Annotated in this window: 17 protein-coding genes; 12 read left to right on the forward strand and 5 right to left on the reverse strand. The window is 45.6% G+C overall.

Annotated features, from left to right (window positions below; all coding sequences use genetic code 11):
* Positions 1-23: 23 nt before the first annotated feature.
* From pgl to JGK39_RS07295, 6 genes are all read left to right on the forward strand, one after another.
* Positions 24-743 carry a 6-phosphogluconolactonase gene (gene pgl / locus JGK39_RS07270; protein WP_293249765.1) on the forward strand — a complete coding sequence of 240 codons (720 nt, stop codon included), beginning with the start codon at positions 24-26 and terminating at the stop codon, positions 741-743.
* Positions 744-1,383: 640 nt separating this feature from the next.
* A complete protein-coding gene (locus JGK39_RS07275) occupies positions 1,384-2,178 on the forward strand; it encodes an FHA domain-containing protein (protein WP_293249714.1) in 795 nt (264 codons plus the stop codon).
* Between the two features lie 82 nt (positions 2,179-2,260).
* On the forward strand, positions 2,261-2,764 hold the full coding sequence (locus JGK39_RS07280) for an FHA domain-containing protein (RefSeq protein WP_293249717.1): 504 nt from the start codon (positions 2,261-2,263) through the stop codon (positions 2,762-2,764).
* Positions 2,765-2,821: 57 nt separating this feature from the next.
* Positions 2,822-3,556 carry a PRC-barrel domain-containing protein gene (locus JGK39_RS07285; RefSeq protein ID WP_293249720.1) on the forward strand — a complete coding sequence of 245 codons (735 nt, stop codon included), beginning with the start codon at positions 2,822-2,824 and terminating at the stop codon, positions 3,554-3,556.
* 170 nt (positions 3,557-3,726) lie between these two features.
* Complete coding sequence (locus JGK39_RS07290) at positions 3,727-4,290, forward strand: hypothetical protein (protein ID WP_293249723.1); 564 nt, start codon at positions 3,727-3,729, stop codon at positions 4,288-4,290.
* A complete protein-coding gene (locus JGK39_RS07295) occupies positions 4,287-4,745 on the forward strand; it encodes an FHA domain-containing protein (RefSeq protein WP_293249726.1) in 459 nt (152 codons plus the stop codon). Before JGK39_RS07290 ends, JGK39_RS07295 begins: the two co-directional genes overlap by 4 nt.
* A gap of 339 nt (positions 4,746-5,084) precedes the next feature.
* Here the strand turns inward: JGK39_RS07295 and JGK39_RS07300 are convergent, their stop codons facing one another.
* Positions 5,085-5,663: a DUF1997 domain-containing protein gene (locus JGK39_RS07300; RefSeq protein ID WP_293249729.1), complete on the reverse strand. Its 579-nt coding sequence runs from the start codon at positions 5,661-5,663 to the stop codon at positions 5,085-5,087.
* Between the two features lie 212 nt (positions 5,664-5,875).
* Between JGK39_RS07300 and pheA the strand changes: the two genes are divergently transcribed.
* Together pheA and JGK39_RS07310 are read left to right on the forward strand one after the other, a co-directional pair.
* Positions 5,876-6,823 (forward strand): prephenate dehydratase, encoded by a 948-nt coding sequence (pheA, locus tag JGK39_RS07305; protein WP_293249732.1) that lies wholly within the window; start codon positions 5,876-5,878, stop codon positions 6,821-6,823.
* Positions 6,824-6,851: 28 nt separating this feature from the next.
* On the forward strand, positions 6,852-7,496 hold the full coding sequence (locus JGK39_RS07310; protein WP_293249735.1) for a pentapeptide repeat-containing protein: 645 nt from the start codon (positions 6,852-6,854) through the stop codon (positions 7,494-7,496).
* A 33-nt stretch (positions 7,497-7,529) separates the two neighbouring features.
* On the opposite strand, the gene JGK39_RS07315 is transcribed toward JGK39_RS07310, so the two are convergent.
* Complete coding sequence (locus JGK39_RS07315; RefSeq protein WP_293295804.1) at positions 7,530-8,465, reverse strand: PspA/IM30 family protein; 936 nt, start codon at positions 8,463-8,465, stop codon at positions 7,530-7,532.
* A 219-nt stretch (positions 8,466-8,684) separates the two neighbouring features.
* On the reverse strand, positions 8,685-9,326 hold the full coding sequence (locus JGK39_RS07320; protein WP_293249741.1) for an LON peptidase substrate-binding domain-containing protein: 642 nt from the start codon (positions 9,324-9,326) through the stop codon (positions 8,685-8,687).
* 180 nt (positions 9,327-9,506) lie between these two features.
* Between JGK39_RS07320 and JGK39_RS07325 the strand changes: the two genes are divergently transcribed.
* Positions 9,507-9,662: a hypothetical protein gene (locus tag JGK39_RS07325; RefSeq protein WP_293249744.1), complete on the forward strand. Its 156-nt coding sequence runs from the start codon at positions 9,507-9,509 to the stop codon at positions 9,660-9,662.
* Between the two features lie 92 nt (positions 9,663-9,754).
* On the opposite strand, the gene JGK39_RS07330 is transcribed toward JGK39_RS07325, so the two are convergent.
* On the reverse strand, positions 9,755-13,321 hold the full coding sequence (locus JGK39_RS07330) for an NB-ARC domain-containing protein (RefSeq protein ID WP_293295806.1): 3,567 nt from the start codon (positions 13,319-13,321) through the stop codon (positions 9,755-9,757).
* Positions 13,322-13,498: 177 nt separating this feature from the next.
* Here JGK39_RS07330 and JGK39_RS07335 point away from each other — a divergent pair, with 177 nt between their 5' ends.
* The 3 genes from JGK39_RS07335 to JGK39_RS07345 all read left to right on the forward strand — a co-directional run bounded on the left by JGK39_RS07335 (position 13,499) and on the right by JGK39_RS07345 (position 16,454).
* Complete coding sequence (locus JGK39_RS07335; RefSeq protein ID WP_293295808.1) at positions 13,499-13,795, forward strand: hypothetical protein; 297 nt, start codon at positions 13,499-13,501, stop codon at positions 13,793-13,795.
* Between the two features lie 161 nt (positions 13,796-13,956).
* Positions 13,957-14,628, forward strand: coding sequence for a hypothetical protein (locus tag JGK39_RS07340; RefSeq protein ID WP_293295810.1), 672 nt, complete (start codon positions 13,957-13,959; stop codon positions 14,626-14,628).
* Between the two features lie 248 nt (positions 14,629-14,876).
* Entirely contained in the window at positions 14,877-16,454 is a 1,578-nt protein-coding gene (locus JGK39_RS07345) for a hypothetical protein (RefSeq protein WP_293295812.1), read from the forward strand.
* Positions 16,455-16,838: 384 nt separating this feature from the next.
* Here the strand turns inward: JGK39_RS07345 and rpsJ are convergent, their stop codons facing one another.
* Positions 16,839-17,147 (reverse strand): 30S ribosomal protein S10, encoded by a 309-nt coding sequence (rpsJ, locus tag JGK39_RS07350; RefSeq protein WP_265238410.1) that lies wholly within the window; start codon positions 17,145-17,147, stop codon positions 16,839-16,841.
* Positions 17,148-17,265: the final 118 nt, after the last annotated feature.

The raw sequence follows: 17,265 nt of genomic DNA on the forward strand, positions 1-17,265 counted from the left end.
AGAGGAAAGTTGAGAGGAAATTAATGAAAAAAGTAGTAGAAGTATTAGCAAATCGGGAAGAACTCATAGAGCGATCGCTCGCGGTTGTCCTGTCCAAAATCCCAGCAGCGATCGCAGAACGTGGAGTTTGCACGATCGCCTTGGCGGGCGGAAGCACACCAGAACCTCTTTACAGAGCGATCGCCACCCAAGACCTGCCTTGGGACAAAATTCACGTTTTCTGGGGCGACGAACGCTACGTTGCGCCAGATCACCCGGATAGCAATCAAAAAATGGCGCGCCTCGCTTGGCTCGATCGAGTAAACATCCCCGCCAGCAACATCCACCCCATGCCCACAGGCTCGGCTGACCCCGCAGCCGACGCCTCGGCGCACCAAACCGAATTGCAGCAATTCTTCAAAATATCCGACGGCGAGTTTCCCGCCTTCGACATCATCCTATTGGGCATAGGAGACGACGCCCACACAGCCTCTCTATTCCCCGGCACAGCAGCCCTACAAGTCCGCGACTCCCTAATAACCGTCGGCAACAAAGACGGTCAACCCCGCATCACCTTTACAGTCCCCTTAATCAACCGCGCCCGGTGCGTCATCTTCATGGTCGCAGGAGCCAGCAAACAACCCGCCCTCAGTCAAATTTTTGCCCCCGCAGCCGACTCCACGACATATCCAGCCAGACTCGTTCAACCAGAGGGCGAACTTTGGTGGCTGCTCGATGCCGCAGCAGGCGTTGCAGTAAAATAGGTGAGAGAGCAGGCAGTGTCAGCACTGTCAGCAGTATCCCTAACTCATTCTTTCCCTTCGCTCCGAATGTCACGGCGCGAACTCAGTTGCTAGTATTAGCAAAGCAATATAAGAATTGTGGCGGTTAAAGTTAAAATTTGACCATATACACGACTATTTTTGTCAGGAACCCAACTTTAAAGAGATTGGGCTTGCAAGAGCAATCAAGTAAGCCATTCTGACGGGCCTAAGTCTTCACTGACTACGTTATTTGGGTCACGACACCCTGTGGATGCGACGCTAGTCCCTTGCTCTGTCGCCAGTAGTTAAACAGTTTCAAGGTCACTGAAACAGTGCTGCTGGCCCAACAAGCCCTCATAACTTTGGCGAAGCGAACATTACCCCGGAAGGGAGGCTCCACAAGAGCAAACATTATGCGTACAGGGTTGCAAGGTTTGAAACGGTAACTGTCCCGTCGAAAGTGCATTACAAAAGTACACCAAACCAAGCAACTCGCCCGGCGGTAATGACAAGAAAGATTCAAGGCGGTTGAAACCGCCCGGGTCGTTTCCCTCTCAGGTCTAAAGACTCTGAGTTTCTCACTTACCGACTATTTTTATGAGGCTGATTGGAAAATCTGGCCGATAGCAAGGAGAAATCGATGATTGTCTGTCCCAATTGCAATCACCAGAACCCCGACGGGGCCAGCCAGTGCGAGTCTTGTTACACGCCTTTACCCGTTACCGCCAGTTGCTCAAACTGCGGTGCGGCGGTTCAGACAGATGCAGCATTTTGCGGTCAGTGCGGCTTTAATTTGCGTCCGGGTTCCATAGTTCCAGAAGTTGAGGTGACAGTACCGTCCGCCTCGCCTGTGGGCCCCACAGTGGTATCGCCACTGGTGCCGGACTTAGGAGCAACCGAACCGCCGACGATCGCCATGGAACCTCTAGTTACCCCACATCCGGGGCCGAACTTGGAAAAAACTCCCGCCAGCATTCCGACGATTCCAGATCCCGCGCCGTCCCTCTCGGTTCCTGTTACAACAGAATCGGTGGCAACAGCACCAAATATCTCTCCCCCGGTTCCGGACCCACAGCCAGCGGGTGTGGCTAAAACTCAACTGCAACAGCAGTCGGCGCGACTGATACACGTTCAGACCAATACGCCGATGGAATTGCCTCACAATCTCGCTGTGATTCACATCGGCAAGCCAAATGACTTGGTGCCGCCAGATATTGATGTTTCGGGATTTGCAAATTCTGAGATAGTTTCTCGGGTACACGCAAATCTCCGGGTGGAGGGAGATGCTTGCTACCTAGAAGATGTAGGCAGTTCAAACGGCACTTACGTCAACAATACTCCCCTGCCCAAGGGAAACCGACATCGGTTGCGGCCGGGAGACCGCATCTCTCTGGGGAAAGGAGACCTGGTTACGTTTCTGTTTCAAATCTCTTAGATCGAGTTTGGATTGGGCGATCGAAAGTCTAAAATCTAAAATCGCATCTTGAGGCGCTCTACCAAAACTCAATGCTGCCAATGTGATTAAGCTGACCTTGCTACATCCACTCCAGTCTATTCCCGTCCGCAGTTGGATCTTTGATGACGAACAGGTTGTCCGGATCGGGCGATCGACTGAAAACCACGTCGTTCTTTTTAGCGCTGTGGTTTCTCGTCGCCACATCGAATTGCGACGCAGCGGCATAACTTGGGAACTGATCAATTTAGGTACCAACGGTACTTACCTCGATGGTAAGCCGATCGCTAAGGTTCCCGTTGTGGACGGTCTGATCGTTCACTTGGCTCGCTCGGGCCCGAAAATTCAAATCAACGTCGGTGCGAATCAGTCCTCCGCCCAGTTAGCACAAACTAGCGTTAAGTCAAGGGATGCTAAGGCAATTCACGCTCCCTCCGGGGGCGCACTCCTTAGCACGATTCCTATTCCCAGCCAAAAAGAAATTGGCACTTCGAGGGAAGAGGATGATTTAACTGAGGCAGAAAATACTCCCCATTATTTGGAAGAAAAAGAAGAAGAAGAATATTAAATCGGCATCTTTGGACGATCGACATTTTTCTTGCAGGCGGCACTCAGGAGTTTATTTATGAATACATCACACCAGATTGTTAAGCGCAGCGAACTGATCAACCGCCGCACGATCGACCGCAGAACGGCGGAAGAGGTCGGCAGGGTAGATCGGCTTTGGCTCGATCCTCACTCCCAGCGGACGATCGGCTTTACTTGCAAATCGGGACTTTTGGGCAGCAAAAAACGCTGGTTCGCTTGGGCGCAAGTTGATACGGTGGGCGAAAATGTTTTTGTGACCATTAACCCGGAACTGCCGGAATTGCATCAGCCGGAACAAGCTATTTGTCCGATCGGCCTTGAGGTACTCACGGACGCAGGAAATAAGGCAGGTACGGTGGTTGACTACCTATTTGATGTCCGGACTGGTTCTGTTAGCGATTACCTGTTTAAATCTAGCGGCTGGCGCGGCGTTTTAGACGGGATTTACTTGTTGCCGGTGAAGGCGATTTCGACGCTCGGCAGCAAGCGGGCGATCGTCTCTGAGGCTACTGTATCGGAACCGGTGCAGTACGCGGAGGGACTGCACCACAAAGTCGGCATGGTAGCCGAGTTTTTACAGGAAGATCTTGACAGAACTCTCAAAAATGTGGCTGGTGTGAAGCGGAACGCTCAAAATCTGGCGGAAAAACTTCAAGATAAAGCTCTAGAAGTCAGGGATGTAGCTCAAGAAAAAGTCGCAGAGTTGAAGCGCCAAAAGGATGAATCTGTACCGCCCGATCGGGCTCAACCGCCAGAGTCGGATTTGCCCTGAAGTGCGGCTTTCCCGATCGAGAAAGTAGCTGCTTGCCGATCGCATTTTTGGGGTAGCCCGCGCCCGGAAGGTCGATCGGTATAGATTACGCGAAATAAAGGCTTTTTGGGCGAAGAATTCCAGTGGGGCTCAAAGCATTGTATTTTAAAGGTATCGCATCAATACGAAAAATGTTAGCAACCCTAAAACACCTATGCTGTTTGAGAGAACCAACTCGTATTTTATCTAGAACCCGCAGCCTTAATAATTGGTTGGCTTCTGCAGGGGCAAACAGCGATTCGCCGATCGTCGCAGACTGTCGCCCGCTCGAAAACTCGAATCAGCGGTGCAACCAGCACTCGTCTGAGTTGAATTCTCCGATAGACGGGTGGGAAAATCGTCACTCTACCGATCGATGGGCCCAGATGGGCGAAGCGCCCGGTAGCTGCATCCGAGATCCAATCGATCGAGCGCTTCGCACTGCTGTCAATCACGGCAAAGTTCACCAGATTAATACCATCGCGTTTGGTGGCGATCGATCGCAGGCAAAGTTCGCACCTGGAGTCCAAGCCAACAATCAAAAGTTTGTTCAAATGCCTCAAGCAGTCAAAAGTTCAACTTTTACGGCAAAGCGAGGGAGTAGCGGCGCACTGACAACGCCTTTAAGCATCAAATGTTTTGCGGTTTTATCGCAAAAATTGGTTCTTGAAGCATCCCCGTTTCTGTCATGGGGGGGAGTGTCAAAACATCCGTGATTACCTTAACTCTGCTACATCCTATTCAGTCTGTCCCGGTTCAAAGTTGGTGTTTTGAATCCGAATCTGTGGTTCGGATCGGTCGATCGAACGACAATGATGTAATTATTTACAGCGCTGTAGTTTCCCGCCACCACGTAGAGCTGTGGAATCATTCTTATGGCTGGGAAATTATTAATTTTGGCGCTAACGGCACTTATGTAGATGATAAACCGATCGCTCAGGTGTCAGTAGCGGACGGGATGACCATTCGCTTGGGCAATTCCGGGCCAAAAATCCGCATCCGGGTGGGCGCGACAAATGTGCAACCGAGCAAAATAACTCGGCCGCCACAGCGCGAAAAGGCCGGCAAAAAGGACGAAGTTTCCAAAGAGAACTCAACTACTTGGTCTGGGCCTAGAGCAATCATCGAAGACGATGAAGAGGGAGCGCTCACTCACATCGATTTTGACTGATGTGCGCTATCTCTGCCTGCTCGCCCACTCTCACAAAGCTCAGGGTGCACTATTCTTTCGTCTAGTCTAACTAATATAGCAACCGCGGGCGACGGTACAGACGTTCTTAATTGCTCAAATATAAGCTTTTATGGTTTCTTCTTTCTTCTATAATTAACAACTTATAGCGGTTATCAGAAAGATGAGGTATGGCAAATTCTGCTAGAAGCACCAGGGATCGGACACACTGCTGGCGATAATTTTTACCTTCTGAAACCTCAGTCAGCTTATAGGAACTACCAATTACCAATTACCAGACATAACTTATCTTGCGCTCGACAAGCTATATCTAGTATCCAATCAACCTTCTACAGATAAGATTTGGGGAATATCGCTCGATATTACCTCAGTTTCGCTGCTTGCCCAGCGGCGGTAATCTAAGAGCAACTGATACATCAACCGCTGTTTGACGCCCAGGAGCACACTCTTGAGCAAACCGTTGCCCGTTGCTTCTAAAATAGGTTTGGGCGTCAGCCAAAACGGTGGCGGTAACTCTACTTGCACCTCTAAATCCGCTTTTCCCTTCAAGTACGCTACCCCACTATCTTGGTGCACGTAAAGCTTTCCTTTGAGATTGAGAGCAAAGCGATCGTTTATATAATCCACACCAAGAATCGAGCAGCCGACGGACTCCAAATTAATTGTGCCCTCCGACTGCGCCCATACCCTCATGTCTACTGTGGGTTGAATGCTGAGCATCATAAATTGTAACGGTCGCATTTTCAGGCGGAAACAGTCATCGCTTAGTTGCTCTGTGCGAGTACGATCGACTAGAGCGTTCACCAGTCGCCTCGGCTGGCGCAGATAATGTTGAATGGGAACCCGTTCATCTGGTACGGCGATCTCAACGGATTGGGAAGCATTAAAACGGATATACATGAGAATATGTCAATATATAGGATTCGTAAGCATATCTTAATAAACTATAACTTTTTTAGGGTGATATGAGTTGTGGGTTAACTCGCCCACTCCCGCCATGTCATCCGAGAAATAACGGATAAAAGCTTTCGGGACTCAAGCTAATTTTTTCATCATACTTGCCGACTGATGAGAGTAAAGCAAACATTTGTAACGCAAAATTACCGATTATTATGAAAATTTCGTTAGCGAAGCCCTCGAAGAGGATCGCACATCTCGGCCCTGTAGGTACTAATGCAGAAACAGCCGCTCAGGCTTATGTCAATTGGTTGAGCCGGGAAACTAACTCCGAATGCACCCTCTATCCTTATTCCACCATTTCTCAGGCACTAGAGGCATCTGCCTCCGGGCTGGTTGATTTCTCAATTGTCCCGGTAGAAAATTCCATAGAAGGTAGCGTCACTGTCACCCTAGATACCCTGTGGCGGCTGGATGCACTGCGAATTAAACACGCCTTGGTTTTGCCGATTTCCCACGCGCTGCTGTCAAATGCTCCCAATTTAAACGAGATTCAAAAAGTTTACTCTCACCCGCAAGCCCTAGCTCAGTGTCAGTTGTGGTTGGCCGAGTTTATCCCACAGGCTCAGTTGATTCCGGCAAATTCAACGACGGAAGCGTTGCACTATCTAGAAGATAGCAGTATAGCGGCAATCTCTTCGCCAAGAGCCGCCGAACTCTACAAATTGCCCGTGCTGGCGAGCCCGATTAATGATTATCCCGACAATTACACTCGATTTTGGATACTTGGCTCCGATGCAGGAAAATTAGGAAACTTCGCAGAATCCCACGAGTCATCAATTACATCCGGCGCCACACTAGCGGCTAACTCGCACCTAGATTCAACTTCGGCGAATTGTACTCACACGTCACTAGCTTTTAGCGTACCTGCTAATATGCCGGGAACACTGGTAAAACCTTTGCAAGTATTTGCTAGTCGCGGTATTAACCTAAGTCGCATTGAATCTCGCCCGACTAAGCGATCGCTCGGAGAATACATTTTCTTTATGGACGTTGAAGCGGATGCTGGTTCTACATTAGTGCGATCGGCACTATCCGAGTTAAAAAATCACACGGAAACTTTAAAAATCTTTGGTTGCTACACTGTACTGTCAGTAGTATGATTGTATTAATACTTAGGGGGCTAGCGAGATGAATGCTGATGAACTTCTCAAGCGATATGCAGCCGGAGAAAGAGATTTTCACGAATCCAACTTAATAGGTGCTTCTCTGTCACAAGCTTCCCTACTTCATATTTGCCTCGCCTGTGCCAATTTAAAGGACATAATTCTAGCTGAAGCAGACCTAAGTGGGGCTAACTTAATTGGTGTAAACCTCGAAAATGCCTGTCTGCTCATGGCGGAGCTGAATGGGGCAGATCTCAGGGGATCAAAGCTAACTCGTGCCAGATTAACAGGGGCTGAGCTGATTAATGCAAACCTGGAAAATGCCAACTTGGGAGACACGAAAATGATTGGTGTCAACTTAACCGGGGCAAACTTGTATAAAGCCAACTTGATGGAAGCCAACCTCATAGATGCTTGCTTGGATGAAGCCAATCTCGAAGGAGCAAATCTCAGTGAGGTAAAACTGCGGGGAGCAAGTCTCAGAAGAGCCAACTTGAGAGGAGCATTTTTGTGTGAAAGTAACCTTCAGGACGCGGATTTGAGAGAAGCTGATTTGCGCGGTGCTAATTTGAGCGGGGCATTTTTGTGCGGCGCTAACCGCGAAGGCGCTAAGTTAGATGAGGCCACAAATTTAAGCGGGGCCATTCAGTTTTGCATCAGACAAGTCTAAAATCAGGCAATATATCTGCACATAATCCGACAGCTAAGGACTAAAAAATATATTATTCATTTCGCTGAAAGTGCTGTTAATTTGCTCCTGTACCTTAGAAAAATGAACCTGCATCTTTAGTATTTCTTTCTTAGAATTAGCTTCAGCAATCTTACTTTCCAAAGCTAGCAAGTTGCGGTTGAGAGTTTCTACTCGCACAGTTTGCTCGTCTAAATCAATTTTTACTTCTGCCACCTTATCCAACTCGATTTTCTTGCGAACCAAGGCTTGTTGAACCGAGTTTTCATCGCCTTTCTGAAGAGCTAGCAAAGCTCGCTGCTGCCACTGATTGGCTTGGGATTCAGCTTGATTGTACTGCCACTGAATGCGGAGTTGGGCGGAAATCGCGCTGCCAACAGCTTGGCGCAGTTCTTTGAGAGGTTGTTGAATTTCTAAAATTAACAAATCCCAAAAATTCATCAGTTCGCGGGTAAAGCCTTCGCGTTCTACAGATGCTACTAATGCTTCTAAAAGTAACAAATTGGGTTCCATCTGCTGCACAGTTGTCTCAAATATTAACTGTGCTTCTGATAACTGCCGATCGCCTTTTTCTGAGACTGTACTGGCTGAGTTCTTTAATATTTTTTGAGTTTTGTCTGCCCCTGTTTCTGAATCTAAACTTGCTGGTACAAAGGCTTGCAATTTTTCGCGGGCGATCGCACTTAACCTCTCTCGCAGCAAATCGCAGGCCGCCCGCTGCACAGGCCCAGTTTCGCTTTGACAAATCTTAATGACTATTTTTAAGCCTGCATCGCCGTAATTGAAGGCTTCCTTTAGCGCTGCAATCTGATGTTCGCTGACTGAACTAGACAGTCGGTGTCTGACTCCTGCTAGTCCGCCGAGTACCGCAGCACCCACCGGAGGCGGCAGTTGACCGCCTCTAACTGCATCGTATGGTTTCGGTTGGTCGAGATTTTCTAACACAAGCATCTAATTTTGAAACGGGCAAGATGCCCGTTCCACAGAATAATTTATTTTTGTGGAACGGGCATCTTGCCCGTTGCTACATATTTTTGTAAAAGGTCTATTAATTCTCAATTATTTAATCTCCAATGCTCCAATGCTCCAATGCGAAAATGGTATGATTTCTGTGTAATTTTGGCTTCAATGCAGGCAAAGTCGATCGTACTTTTTGCCTGCGCCAATTCGCTAGTTGAGCGTATCTTTCAGTACAGTCCTCGCCGCCAAGTGGTTGCGAGTGGAAGTTAAAATTTCGGTTTCGCGTTCCAATCTCGCAGCAGTATCTTGCAATTCTAAAAGAGTTTGCTGTTCTGTTGCTGCACCGTAAAGGTAGCTGGCTACCCAGTAGGACAGTTCTGTGGGCAAACTGGGAATGTCTTCGGGTAGGTCGATCGGCTGATCCATCAATTTGCTAGAGAGGCGAACTACATCGCGAAGCAGTTGTTCGACTTCTTTCCCCAAAGATCGGAGGTCTGTTTGTGGCGGTTCGTCTTCAATCCATTCTACTAAACCGACTAAATAGGGTTTTTCCCGAACGGCGTCGAGGACTCGGAACCGCTGCTGTCCGAGAGTCATGATTTTCATGCGATCGTCCGGGAGGCGCTGACAGTGAATGACTTCGGCGCAACAACCAACGGCTGAGACTTTGTTTTGGTTCGGGTCCCACATGAGCACACCAAAACGGCGATCGCCCTCCAGAATCGTATTCATCATGATTCGATAGCGAAACTCGAAGATTTGCAGCGGCAGCGGTCTACCTGGAAATAGAACCACTTCCGGCAACGGAAATAAGGGGAGTTCGCAAACTGCTACAGAGGAAGAGGATGCCATTGTCGCTCAAAGGTGACGGTACTTGCGCTTCTTTATTCTTACTTTAACTGATTACAGGCAATTCCGGGCGGGGTGAGGGGCGATCGGGGGAAAATGCGGTTAAACTCAGATCTTGCACCATTCTCAACTAGCCTTTCACGGACGGGCAGGATGCCCATCCCACAACAAAATTAAATTTTTGTGGAACAGGCATCTTGCCTGTTCTTGAGAATGGTGCAAGATGTAAGGTTAAACGCAAGTGTACTAAGTCCTGTCAGCTTGAAAACATCCGTCATCGGCGATCGGCAGCCGCCATCGGGGGATTTACAGTCTTGGACGCGATCGCGCTACATATAGTGTGCCAAAATTTCCGATCGCCCATTAAATCCGAGCAACATAGGTTTAAAGATTAAAATAAAGTAGGTTTGCCTATTAACCTAAACATATTGCTAATTTTCTACTGCACCTAATGCCTTCAGAGTTGTTTTCTGAACCCCAGTCACGCCTGTAATATTCATGCTTTCATAAAGGCGCTCAGCTTTCAGCGTTTTTATAAAGGAATATGTTGTTATATTCCACAGTTTAATTGTCTCATCTTCACTCCCACTTGCCAGCATCAATCCATCAGGACTAAAAGCAACGGAGCGAACTCGATTTTCATGTTCAGTAAAAGTTTTGAGGCAAACACCACTTTCTACATCCCACAGCTTAATCGTACAGTCATCACTACCACTAGCAAGCAGTTTGCTATTATAACTAAATACAACCGATCTGATTTGATCGGTATGTCCTTTTAATATCTGCAAGCATTTATGTGTGTTGCTATCCCATAGCTTGATAATGAGGTCATCGCTCCCGCTGGCAATAATTTTACCATCAGAACTCCAAGCAACTGAATAAACTCCCTTTTCATGTTCTCCTAAATTAGTAGTTTCTCCTGTTTTCAAATTCAATATTTGTACAATTTTATCATCACTGCCGAGCGCTATATTCTCACCATCAGGACTGATAGCAAGCGATCGAATCCAATATGGATAATCGTAAGTTTGCAGGCAGCGACGCTGTTGAACATCCCATAATTTTATCATGCGATCGTCCCCAGTGCTAATCAGTTTTGTTCCTTCCGCATTAAAAGCTACTAAACAAATCCAATCTCTGTGTTTCTCTGGGAAAGTGAAACAGTTACCAATACCTATATCCCATAATTGCACCCTACCATCATTACCGCCACTGGCTATTTTTGTTCCTTGAGGATGAAATGCAACTGACTGAACGCGCTTTTGGGCTATACCCAATATTTTGCATCTTTTTGTCTCGATATCCCACAGTTTAACTGTGCGATCGTCACTTCCACTAACAAGGGTTTTTCCATCAGGAGAAAAAGCAACTGACCACACTCGTTGAGTATAGCCATAGATAGTTTTCAAAGATTCGCCTTTGCGGACATCCCACAATCTGATACTTTGATCGTCACTACCACTAATGAGAGTTTCACCATCAGGACTAAAAGCTATGGCTCTAATTCGGCGATCGATTTCTGGTAAAGTAAGTAATAATTCACCATTTTCAATATTCCATAACTTGACAGTTAGATGGTCACCGCTAGCCAGAGTTTGACCGTCAGGACTAAAAGCAACTGACCACACTCTTCCATCATGTCCCAAAAATTCTTTGAGACAGTTACCAGTCTTAATATCCAACAATCTGACAAGTTTATCATCCGTACCAATCGCTAAAGTTTTACCATCAGGACTAAAGTCGATCGATCGAACCTGATGCGAGAGGTTTTGCCAGGTATTCTGACATTCACCTGTATTAACATCCCATAATTTTACAGTTCGATCGGCACTCCCACTGGCTAGAGTTGTCCCTCGATCGTTGAAAGCAACTTTGACTACCCAGTAACTATGTGGTAGAGTTCGCAGAAATTGAGGAGAGTCAACATCATCCACATCCCACAATCTTACGGTGCGATCGGCATTATCACTAGCACTAGCCAATATCTTACCGTCATGACTGAAGGCTACTGACCAAACTCGATCGGTGTGTCCCTGTAATGTGGCAAGACTTTCACCCGTATTAATATTCCATAACTTAATGGTGCGATCGTCACTCCCACTAGCTAAAATTTGTTTTTGGGGATGAAAGACAACAGACCTTACCCAATTAGTATGACCTACACAAGTAGTAATTAGTTGACCGTCCGCTACTCGCCAAATATAAATATTTTTATCTGCATCACCTGTCGCCCAGAATTTGCCATCAGAACTAAATGCTACTGAGAGAATGCTGCCTAATGGTTCAGAAAAAACAGATTTAGATAAGTCAGAGTTGGCAAAATTAACATGATGTAATTGAACTCCATGCAGATAAGCTTGGGAAATAGTTAAATCCGAAAAATCATAGTTTGTTAAATCGGTTTCTAGTTCGCACAATATATTGATAATATTACCTCCTAAATATCCAGGCGCTTGAGGCGATTGTTTTTGGCAATTTAAGATAATTTGTTTGAGTTTATTTTCGACATTTCTTTTGCCGCCAAGTTCCTGAACCAATCTTTCGAGCAATGGCCTGATAATTTGGCGAACTTGAGTTTCTCTAATATAGTCTTTGGATGTGGCTTTGCAGAGAGAGTAGCTGTTCAAAAGTTCTATTTGCTCTGTCTTAATTTCTTGGCATATTTTATCTATTAATCTATTGATAACGTGTTCTCTCAATACAGGTAGCTGTGTGTATCCCAATTCGGTATTTTCGATGAGCGATCGTCGCCTCAAAGATGCTAGAGATTGAAGTATTTTTATTTTGAATTCCCTTGAAAAAATATCCTCTTGTAGTTCTTTATATAAAACTGACTCATAATTAATCGCCAGCCAGTACATAATTACTTGTTCGGACGGAGATAGACGGTCAAACTGACGCTCTAATAAATCGTTAATTTTATTAAAAATTAACAAGCCTCCTTCAAAATAATTTTGAACTAAAACAGATAAATTTCCGCTTAATGAATATTGTATCTCTTTTGCTGCCACCTTCAATGCAAAAGGATTACCTGCATAGTGTTCAATAACTAAATTCCACTCATTTTCAGAGCCAAAAAAATCTCCTATTTTGGTAAAAATTTTTCGACCCTCTTCCACTTTTAAACCATCTAACTCTAAGGATTGTATCCTTTGATTTTCGCTCGCCATTAAGTCAATTGCTTCTGGTATCTCTCGACTGGTGATTAGCAAACAGCTTTCATGAGATGATTGAGCTATTCGTTTTAGCAAATCACCATATCCTTGATATCCTTCCAGATATTGACCTATGTGGCTACCACTTTGAAGAATTGACTCTGCATTATCTAATATCAAAAAACAGTGTGAAGATTCTAAATAATGAATCAGTCTGGTTATTTGATCCTCTAAAGTCTCTGGTAGTGTAGTTTCTTGCTGATTAGAAAATAATTTGATTGCATCTGCTAGAAATTTTTCTACTGGTGGCGATTTCTCAAGACTTCGCCAGATTATATAGTCAAATTTATTTTGAATTTCTTTTGCTAATTCGATCGAGAGAGTAGTTTTACCTATACCTCCTTCACCCAGCAGAAAAATTAATTGACATTTGTCCTCTATCCATTTTTCTAATGTACCTAGTTCCTGAGTGCGGCCGTAGCAATAGTAGACACGTTCTGCTGTTCCCCAGTCTACGTTTGGCGTGGTGACTAGCTGTTCGCACTGTTCTCGAACTTGAGACTGCGTAACTTCCTTTGACTGGAAACGCTCCTCCAGTAAGGCTCGGAAGGTTTTTTTGGTAACGGTGACCCCTAAAATCTCTGAAAGTAGCTTCAGCAGTAGGGATGCTTGATTTTTTATATACCCATTGTGGTATTGATGTTGATACTGTTCACGCACATCACTGTATTTTTCGTCTTCCCAAGATACCTGAAGTATTGCATTTTGCAGGGGAGTAAGACTTTTTCCTTTTTTGGCAATAACTAAATCGTTAGTGATTTTTAGCGCTTCCTCAAGGTTCATAGCTTATCGAAGAGTATGATTTTACCCTCAAGTTTACCACAATGTGACTTTTGTGACTATCTGGACATTAAAACTCCTTACTTTTCTTACTGACAGACTTGGGTACCCAAGATTATCGTGTAAATGTCCGAGCAAATCAGAGGTTTGCTAAGACCCTGTAAAATTCTTGGAGGATTTATGATCGACCCCATTAGCATTTTTGTAATTTCCAGTATTGTAGGTGCTGTTTCTGGTGCTGTTGCTGCTGGCGATGAACCCAAAAAAAGCGTGCGATATGCTAAGAGCGTCACAGGTGGACTGGGTGCAGCCGCAGCTACAAGCGCTCTGCTTAATGCAGCTAACGCAGCTCAACAAAATCAACAAGCATCCAATCCCACATCTTCTTCTCTGCCTCCCAGTTTATCAAACCTACCCAATAGCCTGGGTAACTTTAATAACCTTGGTGGCGGTGGCTTTGGTGGAGGGGGTTGCTAGTTGAGTAAGGTGCGTCAGATCTAAAAGTTAGATGTTAAATAATTCACTTTAACATCTGACGCACTCTAGATAAATACCCTTCGGCAGTTTCCTTAATACCCCATTTTAGCAATTCCAAACAACTCTACTCTCTTATCAATCTAAAAACAGGAGCGATCGATATGAGCCTCAATGATAACATCGCACAGACGTTCAAAGATTTGGCAAACCTCGGTAACACTATGGAACGAGAACAATTGAAAAAACAGGTAAAAGGCTACTCCATCAAGGGCTGGAAAGAAGAACGCATAGCGATGGTTGTAGCATCCGGGGGAATATCAGGTGCTTTAGGGGGTCCTATGGGGTTAGCAGCAATTCCTGCGGATCTGGCCTGGTGTGGGAGAGTCAGTGCCTTGGGCTGTTTCGGGATTGGTCATATCAAAGGTATTGATGTAGATTATGACGTAGATATGAATTTAATCATGTCTATTTGGACAGGGCTTGGAGAAGCCGCAAGCACCATTCCAGTAGGAAAAGTTGGAATTAAGGTTTGTAGCAAAGCAACACCGAAGATAGCTGCTAAGGTAGCCGGAGTTCTTGTTTCAAAAGTAGCTCTCAAAGGTGGATCTAAACTTGGTGCAAAATTAGCATCTAAAGCTGCATCTAAAGCTGCTGCAAAGTTAGCTACGAAACTTATGGCAAAGACTGGTACAGGTTGGATTCCCCTGGTCGGTGGAATTGTTTCTGGAGGGGTTAACTGGTGGCTAGTTGATGGGCTTTTAGAGGCTGCTGAACAGTATTACTCACACGAATATATAGTCTTGCGTGATGGCGAACTGGCTTCTGCGGCTTAGATTTTCTACTTTGCAGAGTATAGCTTATGGGTGCGTTATGCCATCTGCTAGCGCACCTTCGTTTGAATAGTTCACAAGAGGAGAATTCAATGAGAACCGAATCAAGAAGTCCTAATCGATTTCAATGACTCCGATGACTGGCGAACAGTAGATAATCCCAAAAATGGGAAAAAATCTGACATTTCAAAAGTCAGCAAAGTCAATTAACTTAATTCAGCGAAAATCTTCACATACATAAGGAGAAACCAATGGCAATTTCGATTTTTACCTCTAGCTCTAACTCTAACATTACTTCCTCATCAAACAATACCAGTCTCGGAGTCATGAATAGCAACCTATCGCTCAATAACTTTTCTAGTCTGCCAGGAATGGATGCAAGTTTATCCCTCGATATGTTTTCCAATATGAGCCCGGGAACGATGAACATGACCACTACAATGAACGCTTTTGGGTCAATGTCTTCTAATCCTACTGGCGCTTCAGGAGTCAATTTTAATATTTGGGGGAACGGCTCGATCGACCTTTCCGGCCGCATCAATCCTAATGCACCAACTTATATCCTCATTCATGGCTGGCGAAATACAGGCGGAAATGCAGGCAATGGTTACAAACCAGGCCCATGGCTGGCAGACCAAGCTCAAGCTATTCGCCAGCGAGAGTCTAATGCGAATATCATCGTGGTTGACTGGGAGAAAATCGCTGGTAATGTCTTGTATTTCCCTTCTGCGGGCAAAACACAGGATGTGGGAAATCAACTAGCTTCCTATTTGAGAAATAGTGGTGTAGATCCCAACCAAACCACCTTAATCGGACACAGTTTAGGGGCGCACGTTGCTGGATTTGCGGGCTCGGCGTATCGTCAATCTACCGGAAAAGCGATCGACCAAATTGTGGGATTAGACCCGGCTGGCCCTGCATTTGAAAGCAAGGGTGCAGGCGATCGCCTAGATCCAACAGATGCGAATCGAGTTGTAGCAATTCACACCAGTATAGTTTTGGGCTACAACGATCGCCTAGGTTCTCTCGATATTTATGCCAACAAAAATGACTGGTTTCAACCTGGAAACTCAATCATTCCTAAAAATTTTCTAGGTGGCGACCATACCTACGGTGCTACTCTCTTTACAGAATTGCTCCAAGGTAACAGTTTTACACAGTCCAACGGCTCTCTTTTCAACCTAAATACAGTAGTCAACGCGGGATTTACTGGGGAAAATGATGCCAGTACCAAAAATAATAAAGGTGTTGTTGCCCTAAACTTGTCGGGTACTGCCAACAACGATAATCTAGCTGGTGGTGGAGCCAATGATAACATTCGTGGCGGCGCAGGAATTGACAAGATTACTGGTGGCGATGGCAATGATTCCCTGTTTGGGGATGCTGGCGGCGATATTTTGAATGGAGGGCGCGGTAATGATTCTGTCTTTGGCGGTACGGGTGGCGATCGCCTTTTTGGTGATGCAGGCGACGACGTGCTAACGGGCGCAGATGCAGCAGCAGGCAAAGGTTTGGGCGAAATTGATACCTTGACTGGTGGGGCTGGGCGCGATCGCTTTGTGCTAGGCACTTCTGGGGCAGCCTTCTACAGCGATGGTAATCTTAGCACTTCCGGGGTCAACGATTATTCTCTGATTGCAGACTTCAATTCCTTAGAAGACACGATTCAACTGTCTGGCTCTAAGTCTAAATATAGTTTGGGAGCGTCACCAATAGGTCTGCCGACGGGTACAGCCATCTTCCTGAATGAAAGCCGTCTGGAATTGATTGCGATCGTTCAAGGTTCCACCAACCTCAACCTCAGCGCCAACTATTTTGTCAATGTCTAGTAGGACTTCAACAAACTGGGCTATATCTAGCTTCCAGTGGGGTTGATCGGCTTTTGCCCGCATTTGTTTTTGCAAGTCGATCGCCCAAATTTTCATCAAACACAATCTTGGACGCACTCATACCACAGAAACTGGGTTTTTTAGCTAATACCAAATCCGGGTTTCCAAACCCCTTTATTCTTCAATCGGCGCAGGCCGATTTTGTTTGTATAGACCCGGTTTCAACCGCCGAGTCATAACTAACCCGGATTTGGTATAATACTTTAGCTACGGCTCAGAATTTGCGTAAAAAACCCGGTTTCTGACTATCTTTGCATAAGTCCTGAAAAAAAAAGGAACAAAGTATTTTTCCATTGTTCCTTCTTGCTCTTTAAATCAGTCAATCTACAGCTTGACTTCGATATCTACGCCGGCTGGCAAATCCAATTTCATCAAAGCATCAATTGTTTTAGCAGAAGGCTGATGAATGTCGATAATGCGGCGGTGCGTGCGGGTTTCAAAGTGTTCGCGAGAATCTTTGTCTACGTGGGGCGATCGCAGCAAGCAATAAATCCGCCGTTTTGTCGGTAGGGGAATCGGACCGATCGCAGTGGCTGCTGTCCGATTTGCTGTATCTACAATCTTTTCGCAGGATGCGTCGAGAATTCGGCGATCGAAAGCTTTGAGGCGAATGCGGATTTTTTGCTGTGGAATTGTTGCCATTTTTTTTGTTGAATTTTCTAGGTTCAGTTTATTTTTAGTCATTAGTCATTAGTCATTAGTCATTAGTCATTAGTCATTAGTTATTCACTATTTAATCGTTAACTACTGA

The sequence above is a fragment of the Microcoleus sp. PH2017_12_PCY_D_A genome, from assembly GCF_020738565.1.
In the GTDB taxonomy this organism is placed as follows: domain Bacteria; phylum Cyanobacteriota; class Cyanobacteriia; order Cyanobacteriales; family Microcoleaceae; genus Microcoleus.

Bases quoted from the DNA above. Each gene is read 5' to 3' on its own strand.
- pgl (WP_293249765.1), top strand. From the start codon at position 24: ATGAAAAAAGTAGTAGAAGTATTAGCAAATCGGGAAGAACTCATAGAG.
- JGK39_RS07275 (WP_293249714.1), top strand. From the start codon at position 1,384: ATGATTGTCTGTCCCAATTGCAATCACCAGAACCCCGACGGGGCCAGC.
- JGK39_RS07285 (WP_293249720.1), top strand. From the start codon at position 2,822: ATGAATACATCACACCAGATTGTTAAGCGCAGCGAACTGATCAACCGC.
- JGK39_RS07290 (WP_293249723.1), top strand. From the start codon at position 3,727: ATGTTAGCAACCCTAAAACACCTATGCTGTTTGAGAGAACCAACTCGT.
- JGK39_RS07300 (WP_293249729.1), bottom strand. From the start codon at position 5,663: ATGTATATCCGTTTTAATGCTTCCCAATCCGTTGAGATCGCCGTACCA.
- pheA (WP_293249732.1), top strand. From the start codon at position 5,876: ATGAAAATTTCGTTAGCGAAGCCCTCGAAGAGGATCGCACATCTCGGC.
- JGK39_RS07310 (WP_293249735.1), top strand. From the start codon at position 6,852: ATGAATGCTGATGAACTTCTCAAGCGATATGCAGCCGGAGAAAGAGAT.
- JGK39_RS07315 (WP_293295804.1), bottom strand. From the start codon at position 8,465: ATGCTTGTGTTAGAAAATCTCGACCAACCGAAACCATACGATGCAGTT.
- JGK39_RS07320 (WP_293249741.1), bottom strand. From the start codon at position 9,326: ATGGCATCCTCTTCCTCTGTAGCAGTTTGCGAACTCCCCTTATTTCCG.
- JGK39_RS07330 (WP_293295806.1), bottom strand. From the start codon at position 13,321: ATGAACCTTGAGGAAGCGCTAAAAATCACTAACGATTTAGTTATTGCC.
- JGK39_RS07335 (WP_293295808.1), top strand. From the start codon at position 13,499: ATGATCGACCCCATTAGCATTTTTGTAATTTCCAGTATTGTAGGTGCT.
- JGK39_RS07340 (WP_293295810.1), top strand. From the start codon at position 13,957: ATGAGCCTCAATGATAACATCGCACAGACGTTCAAAGATTTGGCAAAC.
- JGK39_RS07345 (WP_293295812.1), top strand. From the start codon at position 14,877: ATGGCAATTTCGATTTTTACCTCTAGCTCTAACTCTAACATTACTTCC.